Annotated in this window: 12 protein-coding genes; 7 read left to right on the forward strand and 5 right to left on the reverse strand. The window is 56.1% G+C overall.

Annotation, left to right across the window (positions count from 1 at the left end; all coding sequences use genetic code 11):
* Positions 1-79 precede the first annotated feature (79 nt).
* The 3 genes from O3C79_RS10025 to O3C79_RS10035 all read right to left on the reverse strand — a co-directional run bounded on the left by O3C79_RS10025 (position 80) and on the right by O3C79_RS10035 (position 4,071).
* Positions 80-2,110, reverse strand: a complete 2,031-nt coding sequence (locus O3C79_RS10025) for a sensor histidine kinase (protein WP_494382994.1) — start codon at positions 2,108-2,110, stop codon at positions 80-82.
* Positions 2,103-3,485, reverse strand: coding sequence for a sigma-54-dependent transcriptional regulator (locus O3C79_RS10030; protein ID WP_494382995.1), 1,383 nt, complete (start codon positions 3,483-3,485; stop codon positions 2,103-2,105). Before O3C79_RS10030 ends, O3C79_RS10025 begins: the two co-directional genes overlap by 8 nt.
* Positions 3,486-3,609: 124 nt before the next feature.
* Positions 3,610-4,071: a GNAT family N-acetyltransferase gene (locus tag O3C79_RS10035; protein WP_494382996.1), complete on the reverse strand. Its 462-nt coding sequence runs from the start codon at positions 4,069-4,071 to the stop codon at positions 3,610-3,612.
* Between the two features lie 104 nt (positions 4,072-4,175).
* Between O3C79_RS10035 and O3C79_RS10040 the strand changes: the two genes are divergently transcribed.
* Entirely contained in the window at positions 4,176-4,802 is a 627-nt protein-coding gene (locus O3C79_RS10040; protein WP_494382997.1) for a trimeric intracellular cation channel family protein, read from the forward strand.
* Positions 4,803-4,865: 63 nt separating this feature from the next.
* Here O3C79_RS10040 and O3C79_RS10045 read toward each other — a convergent pair whose 3' ends face one another.
* Positions 4,866-5,297, reverse strand: coding sequence for a MaoC family dehydratase (locus tag O3C79_RS10045; RefSeq protein ID WP_494382998.1), 432 nt, complete (start codon positions 5,295-5,297; stop codon positions 4,866-4,868).
* A 197-nt stretch (positions 5,298-5,494) separates the two neighbouring features.
* Here O3C79_RS10045 and O3C79_RS10050 point away from each other — a divergent pair, with 197 nt between their 5' ends.
* The 4 genes from O3C79_RS10050 (at position 5,495) to pbpC (ending at position 15,938) form a co-directional block, all read left to right on the forward strand.
* Positions 5,495-7,273, forward strand: a complete 1,779-nt coding sequence (locus O3C79_RS10050) for an acyl-CoA dehydrogenase C-terminal domain-containing protein (protein ID WP_494382999.1) — start codon at positions 5,495-5,497, stop codon at positions 7,271-7,273.
* Positions 7,274-7,407: 134 nt separating this feature from the next.
* Positions 7,408-8,622: a YbfB/YjiJ family MFS transporter gene (locus O3C79_RS10055; RefSeq protein ID WP_494383000.1), complete on the forward strand. Its 1,215-nt coding sequence runs from the start codon at positions 7,408-7,410 to the stop codon at positions 8,620-8,622.
* A gap of 82 nt (positions 8,623-8,704) precedes the next feature.
* Positions 8,705-13,600: an alpha-2-macroglobulin family protein gene (locus O3C79_RS10060; RefSeq protein ID WP_494383001.1), complete on the forward strand. Its 4,896-nt coding sequence runs from the start codon at positions 8,705-8,707 to the stop codon at positions 13,598-13,600.
* A gap of 1 nt (position 13,601) precedes the next feature.
* Positions 13,602-15,938 carry a penicillin-binding protein 1C gene (gene pbpC, locus O3C79_RS10065; protein WP_494383002.1) on the forward strand — a complete coding sequence of 779 codons (2,337 nt, stop codon included), beginning with the start codon at positions 13,602-13,604 and terminating at the stop codon, positions 15,936-15,938.
* On the opposite strand, the gene O3C79_RS10070 is transcribed toward pbpC, so the two are convergent.
* A complete protein-coding gene (locus O3C79_RS10070; RefSeq protein ID WP_494383003.1) occupies positions 15,907-17,124 on the reverse strand; it encodes a multidrug effflux MFS transporter in 1,218 nt (405 codons plus the stop codon). The two genes, pbpC and O3C79_RS10070, sit on opposite strands and share 32 nt — an antisense overlap.
* A gap of 186 nt (positions 17,125-17,310) precedes the next feature.
* On the opposite strand from O3C79_RS10070, the gene O3C79_RS10075 reads away from it, so the two are divergent.
* Positions 17,311-17,964: a TetR/AcrR family transcriptional regulator gene (locus O3C79_RS10075; RefSeq protein ID WP_494383004.1), complete on the forward strand. Its 654-nt coding sequence runs from the start codon at positions 17,311-17,313 to the stop codon at positions 17,962-17,964.
* Positions 17,965-18,075: 111 nt separating this feature from the next.
* On the forward strand, positions 18,076-19,272 hold the full coding sequence (gene fabV / locus O3C79_RS10080) for an enoyl-ACP reductase FabV (RefSeq protein ID WP_494383005.1): 1,197 nt from the start codon (positions 18,076-18,078) through the stop codon (positions 19,270-19,272).
* The last annotated feature ends 53 nt before the right edge of the window (positions 19,273-19,325 follow it).

Raw genomic sequence — 19,325 nt, forward strand, 5'->3', positions numbered from 1 at the left:
CGAAGCGGTTTGGTATCGCTGTCTGGTCGGGTCGTTACGACCCGCTTTGCAAATTGACCGGGTCATAATGACTCGGTTGCTAAGCTGCTTCAGGGGCGAACGCTTTCAGTTTGATAACAAAAACGGTTCCCACACCTTCGCGCGAACGAACCTGGATGCTGGCCATTGATTGGGTAAGTAGTCGGTGACTAATGGCAAGCCCCAGGCCCGTGCCTGTCTGGCCTTTGGAAAAGAAAGGATCAAAAATGCGGGAGATCTCATCGTCTGGAATGCCGCAGCCGTTATCTCGAATGCTGAGCCGGATGTTTCCATTGGCGCGGCTATGGCTGCGAACCCTGATTTCACCCTGATCACCGATCGCGTTGGCACTGTTCATAATCAGGTTGATGAGCACCTGTTGCAGCTGTGATGCATCGGCCAGTGCTGGTGCAGATGCATGGAGGTCGAGTTTGAGGTTGATATTGCGCCGCTTCAATTCGTGCTGAACCAGGGTTTGGGTATTGCGCACGAGATCATCGATATCTACTGGCTGTAGATGCGGTTCTGGCGAATCTGATTGGGCAAGCTTGAGCAGATCATCAATGATTTTGCGGATACGACCCACCTGCGCAATGATCAGTTCCGCGTCACGTTGAATGTCCGGGGTTGCCTCGTCGCCCAACTCTTCGAGCAGCAGGTCCATATGACCAAGAATAACGGCGGTGGGGTTGTTAACCTCATGGGCAATACTGGCCGTCAGCTCACCCAGTGCAGCAAGTTTACCGGCTTCCATCAGTTGTTGCCGTGTGTGATTGAGCAAACTGATGTGTTGCTTCAGCTCGCGGGTGCGTTCCTGCACCTTCTCCTCCAGTTGATCGGCAGCGTGCTGAATGGCGTCGTGCTGCTGGTCCAGCTGGGTCAGCATTAGGTTAAAGTGCTCTGCCAATACCCGAATTTCATCGGCGGTATGCAGCGGAGGGATGTGTTGTCGCTTCCCATCTCTGATCCGGTCGATCACGTCTGTGATGATTTCAAACGGCCTGGATATGGCGCGTGCGCCGGCGAACGCAATGAAAATGCATAACAACAAAACAAGTGCGAACAGCCATAAAAGGCGTTCCAGCCATTGGTAAAAACTGTCCAGGAAAGGAGCTTCCAGAAATCCCGCGTACAGCATGCCAACGCGTTCACCATGCACATCGTGTACAGGCTCGTAAGCGGAAATGTACCAGTCGCTGACCACAAAAGCGCGATCCAGCCAGCGCTCTCCTTCATCCAGCACACGCTGGCGAACCTGGGCTGATACACGGGTACCCAGTGCCCTTTGTAACGGAGTGTCCGGGTGTTCTACGTTAGTGCTGATACGCACATCATCCAGAAACAACGTGACTGTTCCTATGCCATTCTCCGGCAGGCTGCCGGGGCCATAAACGGTATTGCTGATATGGTCGACAAACTCGAGGTTGCCATTCATCAGAAGCCCGGCGGTCAGGTAAGCAACGAGATGCCCGTACGCATCGTGTAGTGGGTAGACAAAATGCAGCACCATGCCACGTTCTTCCACGGTTTTGAGGGACGCGGTGCTGTGGTCCGTGGGGATTAGAGAGATGCGAGCCCGCTTGGCCAACGCCGGGTCCAGCAAGCTGAGCTCGCTTGCAGAGAAAATTTCAACGCCACTGACGGGGCCGTTTACTGCGGCGCGTGTAAGCAGGGGGCTGGTGGGGTAGTGGCACTGGGTAGCCTGTGCAGGCTGGCATAGATTGGCATCCAACAGCCGAACAAAGTCAAAGCCTGTGGTTGAGCGCAGATTACCCAGCAGGGCTTTTCGATTGTGCAGATCCTGTTGCCGTTCGGCTGCCGTCAGCGCCATCAGTTGTTGGCGCAGTCGGTCACCTCCAGCGGCCAATGACAAACGAACCAGATACTGATCACGGGTTGCCTCGAAAGCTTCATGGGCGACGGCCAGGTCGGTGTTTGCTTTCATCAATAGTTGGCGATAGCCAACTTCGTTACTCCAGAGGTAGGCCAACAGGACGACGCCCGGTAACACCAACAACAGGGGAAAGAGGGTTAAGGCCAGCAACCGGTAACGCAGATTGGATGTTATCCGATGCCAAAGCGGTTTAATCACCGTGCGAGTCATCCGACTGCAGTTTGCGATCAAGTGTCTTACGGGTAATACCCAGAACGTCGGCAGCCCGTGTTTTGTTGCCGCCACTCTGGGCCAGAACCTGTTCGATATGAGCCCGCTCCACCTGCTTCAATGGCCAACTGGATGGATAACCGTTTGTCGGTTCCCGCCGGCTGGAGTTGGAGTTGATAAGCTCGGCCGGGCTCATGCTTAACAGCAGACTGCGTTCGACCAGGTTTTTAAGCTCACGCACATTACCCGGCCAGCTGTAGGTCTGCAGGGCTTGCAGGTCCGCATGGCTGAAAGGCGCAGCTTCCATCCCAAGCTCGTCGCTCAACCGGCTGACAAGATGATCCAGTAGCGCCGGTATGTCCTCCAACCTTTCGCGTAAAGGGGGGATCTGTACCTGAAGCACGTTGAGCCGGTAATAGAGATCCTCTCGGAACCGTCCTTCACTCACAGCCTCATCCAGAGGCTTGTTGGATGCTGCTACCACACGAACATTCACCGGTGTGTCCTGTTCGGTCCCAAGTGGACGAATGGCACCGTCTTCGAGTACCCGAAGCAGCTTGGTTTGCATGGGCAGGGGCAGTTCTGAGATTTCATCCAGGAACAGGGTGCCGCCGTCGGCATAGGCGAAGAGCCCCAGCCGCGCCTGGTGTGCGCTGGTAAAGGCTCCCTTTATATGGCCGAACAGCTCTGACTCGATCAGTTCAGCCGCAATAGCGCCACAGTTAACCGGTACGAAGCTGCCACTGCGGCCACTTTGCAGATGGATGGCACGAGCAGCCAGCTCTTTGCCGGTCCCCGTTTCACCCTGGATCAGCACAGCTGAAGGCGCTGCCGCAATACGGCTGAGTAATTGGCGCAGCGTCTGCATTGATACACTTTCACCGACAAGGCCGCTGCCTTCAGCATGGGCAGCCTGACGTGTGAGGACATAGTTTTCCCGCGACAAGCGCCGGTTGTCGATGCACTTTTGAACGGCATTGCGCATCTGTTCAATGCGGAACGGCTTGAGCATCAGGTCGCTGGCACCCAGCCTCAGGGCCTCAATAGCGCTGTTCATATCGGCAAAGGCGGTCATGAAAATAACGTCGGATGGGCAGCCGGATTCACGCAGCTGCTGGACCCACTCGACGCCGGAGCGACCCGGCATACAGATATCGACGATGAGCAGATCAAAGTGGCTGGATTGGCGTTTGCGGTCTGCCTCACGCGTACATTCGGCAAACTCGACGGTCCGGTAATGTTTTTTTAGCGCGCGGTGCAGGAAATCGCGGATACCGGCTTCATCATCCACGATGAGAATGGCGATATCCTGCGGGATATGACCGTCAGAGCGCTCTGTCCGTTTAGCGTCAGCACTAGGCATGGTTCTAGTTATGGTTCTTGTTTTAGTTGTCTATTGAATGGCGCAGTGTAGCACGCAAAGCCGGTTACTCAGGATGATGCTTTTGGCATGGTTTCAGGCGAAAGCATGTCTAATTGTTAAGGCTTTAAACGGTTTTAAGCATTTCAATATGCATGATGCCGTCTTCATCATAGGGCTCGCTGGAGCGCACGAAGCCAAGTGATTCGTAAAAGGCCTGCAGTCGAGCCTGTGCGCCAATCTTGATGCCCGCCCCGGGAAACTGCTCCTCGGCAAAACGGATTGCTTCCTGCATCAGCGGATGGCCCAGACGCTTACCGCGATGTTCAAGCAAAGTCATTACGCGTCCGATAGAGGCTTCCTCGTATTTGATACCGGGCCCGAAGATACGTGCATAAGCCACGAGTGTGCCTGCCTGCTGAACACGCAGGTGCCAGGCATGTATGTCAGCGCCATCCACTTCCGGGTAGGCACATTCCTGCTCAACAACAAAAACAGACTCGCGGACCTGGATAATGTCATGAAACTCCAGGGTGGTCAGGTCTTCAAAGCGTGACCAGTTAAACTCCAGCTCCATGGGTATACTCATTTACTCAGTCAATCAAAGGCGAGGATAATGCCGCCAGTGGTGCATATAATGCAATGTCTACGAACACCCGTGACGGAATCTGAATCTGGCATAAGGAATCATTGATGGCATTTGACTTCACAGCAGCAGTTAACCTGATGGGGCTGGCCGCCGTAGCGGTATTCTCGGTTTCAGGTGCACTCGATGCTGCGCGCCACAAAATGGATATTCTCGGCTTCATGTTGATCGGCACGGCGACCGGCATCGGTGGCGGTACGCTGAGGGATGTGCTGTTGGGCAACATGCCGGTGTTCTGGATTCGTGAGCCTGTCTGGATCGTTGTCTGTCTGGTGGCTGCGGCATTAACCTATTTTGTTGCGCCACGCTTGGCTTCGTTGACGCGCGCCCTGGTCTGGATGGACGCCGTGGGGTTGGCGCTATTTGCAGTGGTGGGAACGGAAGTCGCGTTGAATTTCGAGGCGCCAGCGCTGATAGCGGTGTGTATGGGGGTGATGACGGCTACCTTTGGTGGCATCGCGCGGGATGTGCTCTGTGGCAGCAATCTGACCCTGATGAATGAAGAGCTCTATATCACCACTGCGCTGGCCGGTGCCAGTACCTATCTTTTGCTGAATGTGGTGAATGCCCCTGCCAACTATGACCTTATTGGCGGCTTTCTGGTGGCTTTTGTATTGAGAGCGCTGGCGATTCAGTACAACATCAAGTTGCCGAATGCCTATCGGAAGGAATGAAAAGGCCTGGCCATGTGGAGAGCGTTTTAAAGCCGGTATGTCACCGGCTTTAAAACACTGGCATCAGGCTTCGCGGCGGTCGACCATGAAAGTGCCTTCACCTGTGGCGACCAGTTTGTCACCGACATGAACATCAGTACGGCATTTGACCCGGCGACGGCGCTCTTCGATCTCTGTGACGGTCAGGGTGGCGGTTGCGGTGTCACCAATATGAACCGGCGCCTTGAACTTCAGCTGCTGGTCAACATAGATGGCGCCCGGGCCAGGCAGGCGAGTACCGGCAACTGTTGAGATCAGGGCGGCGCTGAACATGCCGTGCACGATACGCTGCTTGAACGGGGTGGTCTTGGCGTATTCGTCGTTGATGTGGATCGGGTTGTTGTCACCGGAAATACCGGCAAATAGGACGACATCGGCATCCGTAATGGTTTTGGCGTAGGAGTCGCTCATGCCGACTTCCAGATCTTCCAGGTAATAACCGTGCAGTTCCTGCATGTGAAGGCTCTCTCGCTGTCAGTATTTTGGGGTCAATGTAACTAAAGTAGGGCCAGTATAAATCCCTTGAATGAACGTTTCCCTACTTATCAATTCAATTCTCCATGCTAGAATAAGTGTATTCCCTTATTTTGGTGAGTGCCATACCTGCCTGTGTTGGTACTTCAACCACATTATGATCATCAAGGAGCTCTCCCATGGCTGAGTACAATGCACCGCTCAAGGATATGAAGCTGACGCTGAATCATGTTGCCCGCATGACCGAACTGGCCGAGAAGCCGGGGTTTGAAGACGCCTCTGCCGATATGGTCGATGCCATTCTGGAAGAGGCTGCTCGTGTTGCCCGTGATGTGGTCGCACCGACCAATCGCGAAGGCGATGAGCAGGGCGTGCAACTCAAGGATGGTCAGGTTGTGTGTCCCGAGTCTTTCAAGCATGTCTACCAGCAGTATGCTGAAGGTGGCTGGGGCTCCCTGCAGTTTGACCCGGAATATGGTGGTCAGGGCCTGCCGTTCCTGTTGTCGATTCCGGTTATGGAAATGTGGCACTCGGCCAACATGTCCTGGGGCCTGTGCCCCATGCTGAGCCAGGGCGCCGTGGAGTGTCTGGACCTTAACGGCAGCGATGAACTCAAGGCCAAGTATCTGCCTCAGCTGGTCAGTGGCGAGTGGTGTGGCACTATGAACCTGACTGAATCCAATGCCGGCTCTGACCTGTCCGTGGTCCGCGCCAAAGCCGAGCCTGAGGATGATCATTACCGTATCAGCGGTGAGAAGATTTTCATCACCTGGGGTGACCACGAAATGGCCGAGAACATCATCCACCTGGTGCTGGCGCGTCTGCCGGACGCACCTCCGGGTGTTCGTGGTATCTCACTGTTCCTGGTGCCCAAGTATCTGGTGAATGATGATGGTTCATTGGGTGAGCGTAACAGCGCAAATGCTCTGTCGCTGGAGCACAAGCTGGGTATCCATGCCTCTCCGACCTGTGTAATGGGCTTCGATAACGCCGTGGGTTATCTGGTAGGTGAGCCTAACCGTGGCCTGGCTTGCATGTTTACCATGATGAACAACGCTCGCCTGAGTGTGGGCCTTCAGGGGGTATCGATTTCCGAGCGCGCGTATCAGCAGGCGTTGGAATACGCCTTTGACCGTATTCAGGGCCCGGCGGTAGGTACTAAGGAAGCAGGTCCTATCATTCGTCATGCTGATGTACGTCGCATGCTGATGACCATGAAAACACTCACAGAAGCGGGCCGCGGCATTGCCTATGACGCCTGCGGCAGCCTCGACTTTGCACTCAAGGCTGACAACGATGAAGCGAAATCAGCCGAGCAGGCGCGTGCTGCTTTGCTGACGCCGATCGTTAAAGGCTGGTGTACCGAGGTTGCTCAGGAGGTTACGTCACTTGGAGTTCAGGTGCACGGCGGCATGGGCTTCGTTGAAGAAACCGGTGCGGCCCAGCATTACCGTGATGCCCGCATTCTGCCGATCTATGAAGGCACAAACGGTATTCAGGCGCTGGACCTGGTTGGACGCAAGACGCTGATGGACAAGGGCGCAGCCTTGTCGGCACTGGTAGAAGAAATAAAAGCCGACATTGCATCGGTTGATCCTTCACTGACCGCTCAGGCCAAGGCGCTTGAAGAAGCGGTCATCGGTTTGGACAAGGCGCGTGAGCAGTTGCTGCAGGGTGCCGAAGCCGATCAGGTCATGCCGGGAGCCGTTGCATACAGCTTTATGATGCTGTCCGGTTATGTGTGTGGTGGCTGGGAGCTGCTGCGTCAGGCCAGTGCTGCGGTACGCTTGGCGGCAGAAGGGGATGATGACCCCTATTTGCAGGCCAAGCAGGAAAGTGCCCGTTTCTATATGGCCCAGGTACTGCCGCGCTGGAAAGCGTTTGCTGAAACCCTGAATGATGGCAGCCAATCCATCATGGCACTGCCGGAAGAACAGTTCAGCAGCGCCTGGCAGTAAGCCGGCTGCACGTAATACGAACCTTTGAGCCCGGCCTTGTGCCGGGCTTTTTGTGCCCGAGGGCTGGCCTGATTCAGACGACTGGCGCACAATCCGAACGCTGTAGAACGGAATAATAATCATAAGGACCTCTCATGTCGGATCAAACCCAACGCCTGAAGGTGCTCTTTGCCGGCATCTTCAGTCAGATCCTGTGTGTCGGTATTGCCCGATTCTCATACACACCGCTTTTGCCGGTCATGCTGGACCAAACCTGGATTGGTGATGCGGAGGGTGGCTGGCTTGCCGCCATTAATTACACCGGGTATATGTGTGGTGCCCTGATTGCCGCGTCTGTTGGCGACCTTCAGTTAAAGGATCGTCTCTATCGTATCGGCCTGGTGCTGGCTGTTGTGACAACGGCAGCAATGGCGATGACCGAAAACATGTTCCTCTGGTCGTTAATGCGCTTTCTTTCGGGTCTCAGCAGTGCCGGTTCCATGTTGATCGCATCCGGGCTGATCCTGAACTGGCTGATCCGTCACCAGCACCGCAGTGAGCTGGGCATCCACTTTGCAGGCGCAGGCCTGGGTATCGTGTTTGCCGCCGTAGTGGTGGAAATATTCCTGCGACTATCCATGGATTGGGCGGATCAATGGCTCTGGTTCTCTATTCTGGGCCTGATGCTGGCGGTACCTGCCTGGCGCTGGTTGCCACAGCCGTCCGCATCCCCGACTGCACCTGCAGGCACCTCGATGGAAGACAACCCGCCGGGGAAACGCTTCCTGTGGCTGATGATGTTGGCGTACTTCTGTGCCGGGTACGGCTACGTGGTAAGCGCGACCTTTATCGTCACCATCGTCGAGCGTGAGCCAGAATTGGCTGGTATGGGTCAACTGGCTTTCCTGGTCGTGGGACTGGCGGCAGTGCCTGCAGTCATGGCCTGGGATCTGATCGCGCGTCGGGTCGGTTACCTGATGGCACTGTTGTTGGCGTACGTGGTGCAGATAGCCGGTATTGTACTGCCAGCGATTGACCAGAGCCTCACGTCGGTTTTGATCAGTGCAGTGCTGTTTGGTGGCACCTTTATCGGCTGTGTCAGCCTGGTACTGACCATGGCAGGGCGTTTGTATCCGTCTAAACCGGCCAAACTGATGGGGCGTATGACGCTATCCTATGGCTTGGCACAGATTGCGGCACCGGCATTGACCGGAGTGCTGGCAGAACAGAGCGGTAATTACGCGCTGGGCCTTTGGCTCGCCGGCGGTTTTGTTGCCTTGGGAGCAGTGTTGATTCTGGTGCTTAAGCTGAGTGACCAAACGGCTGCAGAGCTGGATAACAGTAATCGCTCAGAGGCCCTTGCCTCCTGATAACCCGAGGGGCATCATGCGTTAGATACATGACCGGCAGAGCTGTTTTGGCAGCTCTGCACGCATATCAACGGAGATGATTATGCCCCCCTTCAAGCGCAGGCTTGCAGTCTCCTCATTGGTAGCCCTGTTAATCAGTGGCTGCAGCAGTGAGGACGACACTTCCACCACGCAAACGCCGTCTGAAACAAAGACCGAAGACACTGTTACCGAGCAAGCCAGCCGTAATGAGTCTGCTGACATCGAAATGCTGGTAAGGGACATCAGTGTTCGCTTGTGGCAGGGGCGCCAGGCCGTAGCGGTGACTCTGTCAACGCCGGTCGTGACCGATCAGCCCCTGGATGAATGGTTACAGGTTGAAACCGAAGCTGGTGATCGTTTGCAAGGTGGCTGGGTTGCAGATCAGCGTGGCAAGGTCATTTACTTCGCCGGGCTCAATCCGGAAAGTCGCTACCGGGTTGAGGTGAAAGCAGGTTTGCCGGGCCGCAATGGTCAGCAGTTAAAACAAGGTTCTCAGCTGGACCTGGAAACGCCGAGTCTGACGTCGGCACTTGGCTTTGCCGGTCGGGGCAACATTCTGGCTCACCGTCTGCGAGAAGGCCTGCCGGTTATGGCTGTGAATGTCTCACAGGTAGATCTGGATGTGTATCACATCAATGCCGATGCCTTGGACCAATTTCTTGCCGGCTATGGACAAATGACCCAGCTGAGTGCCTGGGATGCTCGTGAACTCAAGGATGATGCCGAGCTGGTCTGGTCGGGCCGTTTTGATCTGGAGCTGGAGAAGAACACCCGTGCCACCCGCTACCTTCCGGTTCAGGATATGGAGCCGCTGCAGAAGGCGGGTGTATATCTGGCAGTCATGCGTGAAGCCGGTGGCATAGAGTACCGGTATCCCGCAACCTGGTTCACAGTCACAGACCTGGGAGCGCAGGTGCGTCTTTACGCTGACGAGCTGGGCGTGCAGGTGAATAGCCTGGCCACTGCAGACGCAGTTGATGACGTACAGCTACAGCTGCTGGATGAGAAAGGGAACACGCTGATCGAAGCCAGTACTGATGCCAAGGGGCAGGCTGTGCTATCTCCGGAGCTGGTGCGCCAGGGTAAGTTCAGCGACGCACGCCTGCTGCTATTGAAAAAGGGACGTCAGCTTTCGCTGGTCCGTCTGAAAGGGCAGGGGCTGGATCTGGCGGAATTCCCGGTCGACGGTCCTGTCCGTAATGCTCAGGAAGTGTTCATCTACAGCCCCCGCGATATTTACCGGTCGGGTGAGACACTTGTCTTCAGCGCCTTACTGCGATCAAGCGAAGCCGGGGCGGTGCCGGGTATTCCTCTACAGGCGCGTCTGATTCAGCCGGATGGACGCGTTGTGTCCAGCCAGAACATTCAGCCAGATGCCCTGAATTATTATGAAACCAGCCTGCCATTGCCCAGTGATGCGGCGACGGGCGAATGGCGTTTTCGTATCCTGCTGCCTGATGGTTCTGAACGTGATTACCCGGTACAGGTCGAAACGTTCCTGCCTGAACGTCTGGCGCTCACATTGCAGACCGATCAGCGTATCCAGCCTGAAGACAATTTCAATATTGAGGTACAGGGCGATTATTTATATGGTGCGCCTGCCTCGGGTAATCGCTTGCAGTCCCAACTGATTGCCAGGCTTGAACCGCATCCCTTTGAGGCGTTCAAGGATTTTTACTTTGGTCATCCCAAGGATACCGAGCTGGAGCGCCGGGAAGATCTGCAGGAAATAGAGCTGGATGCCAAAGGCCGTGCTGACCTTGAAGTGGACGCCTACTGGCAGGATCTTACCAGCCCTCTGAGCCTGACTGCCTACACCAGCCTGCTGGATAGTGGCGGTCGTCCTGTCTCTCGGCGGGCAACTTCCGTGGTGCTACCCAATAGCACTTTGCCGGGGATTAGGCCTCTGTTTGAAAAGGATGTGGTGGACTACGAAAGTGAGGCGACATTTGAGCTGGTGCTGACCGATGGTATGACACGTCTGGCATCAGATGAGCTGGATGTCAGCCTGATCCGTGAGCGACGCGACTACCATTGGAGCTGGAGTGATGCTGAAGGCTGGCGCAGCCAGTACACCGAGCGGCATTACACGGTTGATCAGCGCTCAGTCAGCCTGAAAGCAGGTGACAGTGCAGAGATCAGCTTTCCGACGGAATGGGGTTATTACCGTGTGGAGGTTAAAGACCCTGTCAGTGGCCAGGTGTCGGCATATCGATTCCGCGCTGGTTGGGACCCGGATGCCAAGGTGATGGCTGGGCGCCCGGACCGTGTTGGGCTAACCCTGAATCAGCAGCAATACAGCGCGGGTGATGAGCTTCGTATTCAGGTACGTCCACCGGCTGCGGGTGAGGGTTACCTGATGCTGGAGACGGATCAGCTGCTCTATCGCGAGCAGATCAGCATTCCGGCTGAAGGCGCTGAAGTCAGTGTAATGCTGAAGCCTGAATGGCTGCGACAGGACCTGTATGCCAGCGTTGTTCTGCTGCAGCCGGGCGATGTGCGTGAGCGTACCTTGCCCAAGCGTATGCTGGGACTGGAGCCGGTTCCTGTGGCGCCCGGTGAGCGCGAGCTGAAGGTCGATTTTGGCGACATGCCTTTGGAATTGCGCCCCGAGCAACGTGTTGACGTTCCGGTTCATGTGTCTGCAACAGAAGGTGGCGAGCTGCCAGATGAGGTTAGAGTTACCCTGGCGGCAGTCGATGTGGGCGTGCTGTCCATTACCGACTTTGCGACACCCGACCCGCTGGACTGGTTCTTTACCCCCGGTGCCTACCGTGTAGACCTGCGTGATAACTATGGCGACCTCATTGATGCTGAAGCCGGTGCGCTGGCACGTTTGCGCTATGGCGGTGATGCGGATCTCAGCCGTGGTGGTGCGCAGCCGCCCAGTGATGTACAAATTCTCTCGCTGTTTTCCGGGGCGGTTGATGTCGATGAGCAGGGCCGTGCGAGCATTCCGGTTGACTTGCCTGCCTTCAATGGCCGTATTCGCCTCATGGCGGTCGCATTTTCGGACGAGGCTATGGGGTCTGCTGATCATGAAGTCCCTGTGGTCGCTCCTGTGGTTGCAGAATTGAACCGCCCACGCTTCATAGCACAGGGGGATCGAAGCCAGCTGACGTTGGATCTGCATAACCGCACGGAGCAAAAACAGACGCTCAGCATTGAATTGGATGCCGGTAAGGGGCTGGTGTTCGAATCTGGCTCAGCTGGTTGGAATACCGAAGTCGAGTTGGATGCTGGCGAGAAAATGACTCAGGTACTTCCGGTAACGGCCAATATCGCCATGGGCAGGGTACCGCTGCGTCTGCATGTGACGGGTATTGAAGGTGAAGCCGACCTTGCTCGGGAGTGGACTCTGGGAATTCGACCGGCCTGGCCTGCGCAAGCGTTGAACTGGCAGCAACCCGTCCCTGCCGGTGATACCTTTGATCTGAGCGGGGCTGCGCTGGAAGGGTTGCAACCCGCATCGCTTAATGCGCAATTGACGATGTCTCGCCATGCGCCGCTGAATCTTGCGCGACATTTTGATGCGCTGAAGGCTTACCCCTATGGCTGTGCAGAGCAGACCACCAGCGGTGTCTTCCCGCAGATTTATGTGCAGGGTAACCAGTTGCGGGATTGGGGGCTTGAAGCCGATGAGCTTGATGAGCGCACTGCGGCAGTAGAATTGGCGATTCGACGTCTGTTCGGTATGCAACGCAGCAATGGCAGTTTTGGTCTTTGGAGTGACCAGAGTCCTGAGGAGCCCTGGCTGAGCGTATATATCACGGACTTCCTGCTGCGCGCACGGGATGCCGGTTATACGGTATCCGAGCCGGGCTTGAAGCTGGCGCTGGAGCAGGTGGCGCGTTATCTGCGACACCCCAATCGTATTAATGGCGAGCTGCTGAATGACCGTCGCTCTCGTATTTCTGTAAGAGCCTATGCTGCACAAGTGCTGGCGCGCTCTGGGCAGGCTCCGCTTGCAGAACTGCGCAACCTGCTGGATCACCATGGCGCGAACACACCTCCGCTGGCCATGTTACAGCTGGGGCTGGCGCTGAGGGCTGCAGGTGATGAGCGCAGGGCGGAGCAGGCACTGGATCGTGCACTGGTTGCTTTGTCTAAAGACAGTTTTGACTACACCGATTATGGCAGCCTGGTCCGTGATCGTGCTCTAGCTCTGTTCTGGCTGCTGGAAGCGGATAGCCCTGAAGCGCAGTGGCTACCCGTGCTTGATCGGTTGCAGGCGAGCCTGACGGATCGTCAATGGTTCAGCACTCAGGAGCGCAATGCGCTGTTCCTGGCGGGTAATCGTCTTGCCAACCTGCCGGGTGATAGCGTCCATGCCAGGCTTTCAGGCGCATGGGACAAGGTGCTAAGAGGTCAGGGCAGTTACAGCTTGAGTGCTAGCGGTATGGATGTGCTGCAGGGGCTGGAGCTGGAAAACCCGGCTGATCACGCACTCTGGTTCAATCTCAAAATTCAGGGGTATACCACCCAACCGCCTGCAGCAATCAGTCAGGGCATGAACGTAGAGCGCCGTTTCCTTGATGCCAAGGGGCAGCCGCTGGATATCAGTCAGCTGAAAACCGGTGATCAAGTGCTGGTTGAGTTGCAGGTCCAAAGTGAAGACCCCGTATCCGATGCGCTGATTGTTGACCTCTTGCCAGCCGGGCTGGAATTGGAGAATCAAAACCTGGCCAACAGCATGGATGCCGGTGATCTTCAGGTGGAAGGCAACCGCGTTGCCGACCTGATGGCGATGCTGGACCTGCGACATCAGGAGTACCGTGATGATCGCTATGTAGCTGCGCTCAAGCTCGGCTATGGTGGCGCGCGTCTCTACTACCTGGCACGCGCGGTTACGCCCGGTGAATATCGCGTGCCGCCGAGCTTCGCCGAGTCCATGTACAGCCCGGAAATCCGTCATCAGGGCGGCGATAGCCAAATGATGGTTATTCGCGCGCGTTGATATGAAAAAGCGGTATCGCTGGCTGCTGTCAGCCCTGGTGTTGGCGGGAGTGGCATCGGCAGTGGGTCTGATCCTTGATTGGGCCTACCCTTTGCCGCAGTCAGCACCCCCTTCGGTCCGAGTCCTTGCAAAGGATGGGCAACTGCTGCGTGCTTTCCCGGCCCCGGATGAAACCTGGCGCTATCCTGCAAAGGTTGACTCCGTCGCACCGGTCTTTCTTGAGCAACTACTTGCTTATGAAGATCGTGCTTTCTATTACCACCCCGGTGTAAACCCACTGGCGATTGCCCGAGCTGCCTGGCAAAACCTGATGGCCGGTGAAGTGGTATCGGGTGGTTCCACCCTCAGTATGCAAGTGGCGGGGCTGCTTGATCCTTATCCGCGTACATTAAAAGGGAAGGTGAAGCAGGTTCTGCGAACCTTGCAGCTTGAATGGCACTACAGCAAGCAGGAAATCCTCGAACTCTATCTGAATCTTGCACCCTATGGCGGTATGCTGTCGGGAATAGAAGCGGCCAGCCAGCACTATTTTGGTAAGCCGTCGCTGGAGCTGAGCGATGCTGAAGCTGCGCTACTGACGGTCCTGCCACAGCGTCCCAGTGAATGGCGGCCAGACCGTTACCCTCAGCGTGCCCGTGCGGCACGTGACAAGGTACTCAGGCGCATGCATGCGCTTGGACTCTGGGATATCAATCGTGTCGATGAAGCGCTACAGGAAAACGTGGCTGCCTTGCCTCCTCGATCGCCGGTATTGGCGCCCTTGTTGGCCCGGCGACTGCGTCAGGAATGTTCTGAATGCCTCACCATAGAAACACTCATCGATGCGGATCTGCAGCGGGATCTGGAGGCACTGGTTGAAACCTATCGCCAGCGACTGAATGAGCATCAGTCATTGGCTGTGATGGTTATGCGTAACGATGATTTGAGTGTGCGGTCCTATGTCGGTGCGGCCGAGTTTGGTGCTGCCCAGCGTTATGGACATGTCGATATGACCCGCGCGCTGCGCTCGCCGGGCTCTACCCTTAAGCCTTTTGCCTATGCGCAAGCATTGGATCAGGGGCTTATTCACTCGCATTCCATGCTGTTGGATACACCGCGATACGGACTTGATTATCGACCCCATAATTTCACCGGTGGCTTTGCCGGCCCTGTCTCGGTTCAGGATGCCTTGCAGCGCTCACTCAATCTGCCTGTCGTTCAACTCGTAGAGCATCTGGGTGCAGAATCCTTCCTCGCGGGTATGCGCAATGGTGGCCTGTATCTTCAGTTACCCGGAAGTGGTGAGCCCAGTAGCGCCCTGGTATTAGGTGGTGCGGGTACAAGTCTGGAGTCACTTTTGGGTGCTTATTCATCTTTGGGACGGGCAGGTATGGCTGGTACGCCCCGGTTGTTGGCATCGAGCCCGGAAACCTCGCGCTGGATGTCGAGCCCCGGTGCGGCCTGGATAACCTGGCGTATTTTGGCTCAGGACCCCTGGCGTGCATTGGGGGCTTTGGGGCAACGCGAATGGTCCCTGGCCTGGAAAACCGGTACCAGCTACGGCTTCAGAGATACCTGGGCCATGGGTGTGGATGCCAACTGGACACTGGGTGTCTGGGTAGGGCGGCCTGATGGTAACCCGAGCCCCGGTGAGAGTGGGCGCAGCCTGGCAGCGCCTTTGCTGTTTCGCGTATATGAGCGCCTGGGCCAGATTGATGCTGCTGTTCCCAGGCCGGATAGCGTTGAACAGGGTGAAATATGTTGGCCACTGGGCTCACGAGCAACACACAATGCCAATGCGGGTGATAACTGCATGCAAAGCCATCAGGCCTGGTTGCTCAATGGTGCTGCGCCGTTCACGCTGCCCCAGAAACCGGGTATTACCATGTCGGGATTGCTGCGTCGGGTACAGCTCGATCCCGAAACGGGGTATCGGTTCTTACCGGGATGCGGTCAGGAAGTGGTTCAGCCTCTCACTCGGCAGCTGGCCCTCTGGCCTCAGCAAGCTGAACCCTGGGTTCGTCCTGAATGGCGAAGGCGAACACGCTTGCCTGCGGTGGTGCCGGCGTGTGAGGCAGCCTTGGGACTTGCTGAACCTGTTAAAATCATAGGTGTAGAAGACGGCAGTTTGCTGTGGTTGCCTGCGGGGCGTGATGCACTTGAGCTCGATCTGAAGTTGGTTGGGGCCGCCGGAAGCGTGAATTGGTATTTGGATGGCAAGCCATTGCCCGGAGGGGGCAAGAACCGGCAGACACTTGAACTGTCTCGGGCGGGACAGTTCAGAGTCAGTGCCGTGGATAGTGCCGGAAATGTGGACTCAATCGAGTTCAGCTTTCGTCTGCAGCAGCCCGCGCCTTGAATATTGAATGGGCGCGCGGCAATAGCCACCAGCCCATCAGGTTGCCCAGCACTGTTGTTCCGAGCATGACCCCCAGCATCGGCAGAGGCGTACCATCACCCAGCAAACCGACCAAACTGCCAGCCAGGGCACCGAAACCGAAGCCGCTGGCCCCCAGCAGAGCGGTGGCCGTGGCCGCCGAGTGCGGGAAAAATTCACTGGTACCCGCCATGCCGTTGGCAATGACAAACCCTTGTACACCTATATACAGCATGACCAAAGCCACAATGACTGGAAGGGGCGCATCAAAGAACAGAAAAGCTGCAACCAGCAGCACGCCGCATGTGAGCTGAATGCGCTGGCCCATCTGCAGCAACTGCTGGGTGGAAAAGCGATGCAGCAAGCGAATGTTGATCTGGTTGCAAGCCAGCAGGGTGACAATGTTGAGTCCGAACAGCACCGTATACATGGCAGGGCTGGCACCGTAGTAGTCGATGTAGCTGCCGGAAGAGCCGGTGATGAAGGCAAAAAGGCCAGCATAGGAACAGGCCAGTGAACACAGGTAGCCCCGAGCGGTGCGGTGTTTCAGTACATTCCAGTAGCCTTTGACAGGGTTGGGCAAAGGCTCTGCACTGGGGCGGCGTGTTTCCGGCAGGCGCAGCATCAACGTGGCCAACAGCAGCAGGGCGTAAACCGATAGAAAGGTAAAAATCAGGCGCCAGTTTCCCAACTCAAGCAAAGCCGTTCCCAGTACCGGCGCAAGCAAGGGGGCCAGCATCAGGATATTGGCCATTTTGCCCATGGCTTGTGCGCTTTCACGACCTGAATGACGGTCACGGATGATGGCCATGGAGTTCACCACGCTCAGTCCGCCGCCAAAGCCTTGCAATATTCGGGCGGTCCAGAGTTCACCCAGGCTGCCGGCAATAGATGCCCAGCCGGCACCAATGAAGAACACGCTCAAGCCAAGTGCAATAGCACGCCTGCGTCCGTAACGGTCAGACAGGGGGCCACCGGTCAGCTGGCCGCAGGAAAAACCGGCCAGAAACAGACTCACAGATAGCTCGACATCGTGAATGGTGACGCCCAATCCCTCAGCAATTGAGGGGATGGCGGGCAGGTATGCGTCGGTGGACAAGGGGGCCAAAGCGGTTAACGCCGCCAGCATGAAAATCAGGCCCGGAATCGGGATCTGTTTGGTGCTCATGGGAAACCTGTATCAATAAAAAAGACTGGCTCTGCATGAGAGGGCGCAGAGCCAGGTACAAATGAGGAAACAACTGAAGTGTAGTGTAATATACATTACAATAAAGTACATTGTCCATTGATATGGGCACGAATATTCTTGTAGTGGCCTGTTATAATGTCGCTGCATTTCCACAAAGAATGAGCCATGAGTAACGATCAAGCAGAACCCGAAACCCGACCCTGTGGTTTGACCCCCAAGGGCCTGGAGCGCCAGAAACGCATTCTGGACGCAGCGCGAGACGTGTTTATCGAGCAGGGCTACGATAACGCCAGTATCAACGACATCATGTGTCGTGCGGGTGGATCATTGAGTACGTTGTACCGCCTGTTTGGCAACAAGCTCGGCCTGTTTGAGGCGATGATGACACAGACCTCGAACCGGGTATTCAGCGCCTTTGAAGCGGTGGAGTGTGCCATTAAACGTCAGGAAACCCCTGAGCAGGCACTCAAACGCTATGGACACCTGATGCTGGAGCGTGTTTTATCGCCAGAAGCCGTAGGTCTGTACCGCCTGGTTGCCATGGACTGCAGTAGTGAGCGGGAGCGCATCCAGTCGCTTTTCTATGAACAGGGGCCAAAACGCATCAACGACAAACTGGGCGCCTATCTGCAGTCGCAGGTTGAACAGGGACAAATGCGCATTCGTGATACTGAAATGGCCGCGTATCAGTTTATGGAGATGGTGAAGGGCAACTTTCAGCTCAGATCTTTGATGGGTATTGAAATCAGCGAGGCCGAGCGCGAGCTGGCGGTGGAGCAGGCAGTTGAGTTGTTCCTGTACGGCGCCACTTGCCGCTGAATCGGTCCCGTCGGCGGCAAAGCTGTTGTCAGCGCAGTAAATACGGTATCTTAAGCGGAATTTTGTACCCGAAAACACTTGTATCTGACAATAACGGCACCGAATCCGCTTATGATTATCAAACCGAAAATTCGTGGCTTCATCTGTACCACTACCCACCCGGTTGGCTGTGAAGCCAACGTGCGCGAACAGATCCAGTACACCAAGGCCCAGGGCAAAATCGAGAATGGTCCCAAGCGTGTACTGGTGATTGGCTCTTCCAGTGGCTACGGTCTGTCTTCTCGTATCGCTGCTGCCTTTGGTAGTGATGCCGCCACCATCGGTGTCTTCTTCGAAAAACCCGGTACCGAGCGCAAGCCGGGTACTGCGGGCTGGTACAACGCTGCGGCGTTCGACAAGCTGGCGAAGGAAGCTGGTCTTTACTCAAAAAGCCTGAACGGTGATGCTTTCTCCCATGAAGCGAAACAGAAAACCATCGATCTGATCAAGGAAGACCTGGGTCAGGTCGATCTGGTGGTCTACTCACTGGCGTCTCCTGTGCGCAAAATGCCGGATTCCGGTGAAGTCGTGCGCTCCGTGCTCAAGCCGATTGGGGAGCCGTACCGCTCCACGGCTATCGACACCAACAAGAATGTGATCACCGAAGCCGAAATTGAACCGGCAACGGAAGAGGAAGTAGCCAACACCGTGACCGTGATGGGCGGTGAAGACTGGGAACTCTGGATCAACGCTCTGGAAGATGCCGGTGTTCTGGCTGACAACTGTAAAACGGTTGCTTACAGCTACATCGGTACCGATATTACTTGGCCGATCTACTGGCACGGTGCTCTGGGCAAGGCCAAACAGGATCTGGACCGTGCCGCAGACGAGCTGAACAACAAGCTGTCTGCTGCTCACAATGGTCAGGCTAATGTGGCGGTCCTTAAATCCGTAGTGACCCAGGCAAGCTCCGCCATTCCCGTCATGCCGCTGTACCTGTCCATGGTATTCAAGGTTATGCGCGAGCAGGGACTGCATGAAGGCTGCATGGAGCAGGTCCAGCGTCTGTTCCAGACCGGTCTGTACGGTTCGACTGCCGAGATGGATGATGGCAACCGCTTCCGCCTGGATGACTGGGAGTTGCGTGAAGATGTTCAGCAGGCTTGCCGTGATCTGTGGCCGCAGGTCACCACTGAAAACCTGTTCGATCTGACTGACTATCAGCTGTATAAGGACGAATTCCTCAAGCTGTTCGGTTTCGGTATCGAAGGCATTGATTACGAAGCTGATGTGAATCCGGACGTACAGTTCGACGTGATTGATATCTGATCATCAGACTGATGTCTTCAAGGCCCCGCCCGGTGTTGCGCCGCGCGGGGTTT

Source organism: Marinobacterium sp. NO-S09 (assembly GCF_059179545.1).

Coding starts and splice junctions, on each gene's coding strand:
- O3C79_RS10055 (WP_494383000.1), top strand. CDS start 7,408: ATGTCGGATCAAACCCAACGCCTGAAGGTGCTCTTTGCCGGCATCTTC.
- O3C79_RS10075 (WP_494383004.1), top strand. CDS start 17,311: ATGAGTAACGATCAAGCAGAACCCGAAACCCGACCCTGTGGTTTGACC.
- O3C79_RS10045 (WP_494382998.1), bottom strand. CDS start 5,297: ATGCAGGAACTGCACGGTTATTACCTGGAAGATCTGGAAGTCGGCATG.
- pbpC (WP_494383002.1), top strand. CDS start 13,602: ATGAAAAAGCGGTATCGCTGGCTGCTGTCAGCCCTGGTGTTGGCGGGA.
- O3C79_RS10050 (WP_494382999.1), top strand. CDS start 5,495: ATGGCTGAGTACAATGCACCGCTCAAGGATATGAAGCTGACGCTGAAT.
- O3C79_RS10040 (WP_494382997.1), top strand. CDS start 4,176: ATGGCATTTGACTTCACAGCAGCAGTTAACCTGATGGGGCTGGCCGCC.
- O3C79_RS10030 (WP_494382995.1), bottom strand. CDS start 3,485: ATGCCTAGTGCTGACGCTAAACGGACAGAGCGCTCTGACGGTCATATC.
- O3C79_RS10035 (WP_494382996.1), bottom strand. CDS start 4,071: ATGAGTATACCCATGGAGCTGGAGTTTAACTGGTCACGCTTTGAAGAC.
- O3C79_RS10060 (WP_494383001.1), top strand. CDS start 8,705: ATGCCCCCCTTCAAGCGCAGGCTTGCAGTCTCCTCATTGGTAGCCCTG.
- O3C79_RS10070 (WP_494383003.1), bottom strand. CDS start 17,124: ATGAGCACCAAACAGATCCCGATTCCGGGCCTGATTTTCATGCTGGCG.
- fabV (WP_494383005.1), top strand. CDS start 18,076: ATGATTATCAAACCGAAAATTCGTGGCTTCATCTGTACCACTACCCAC.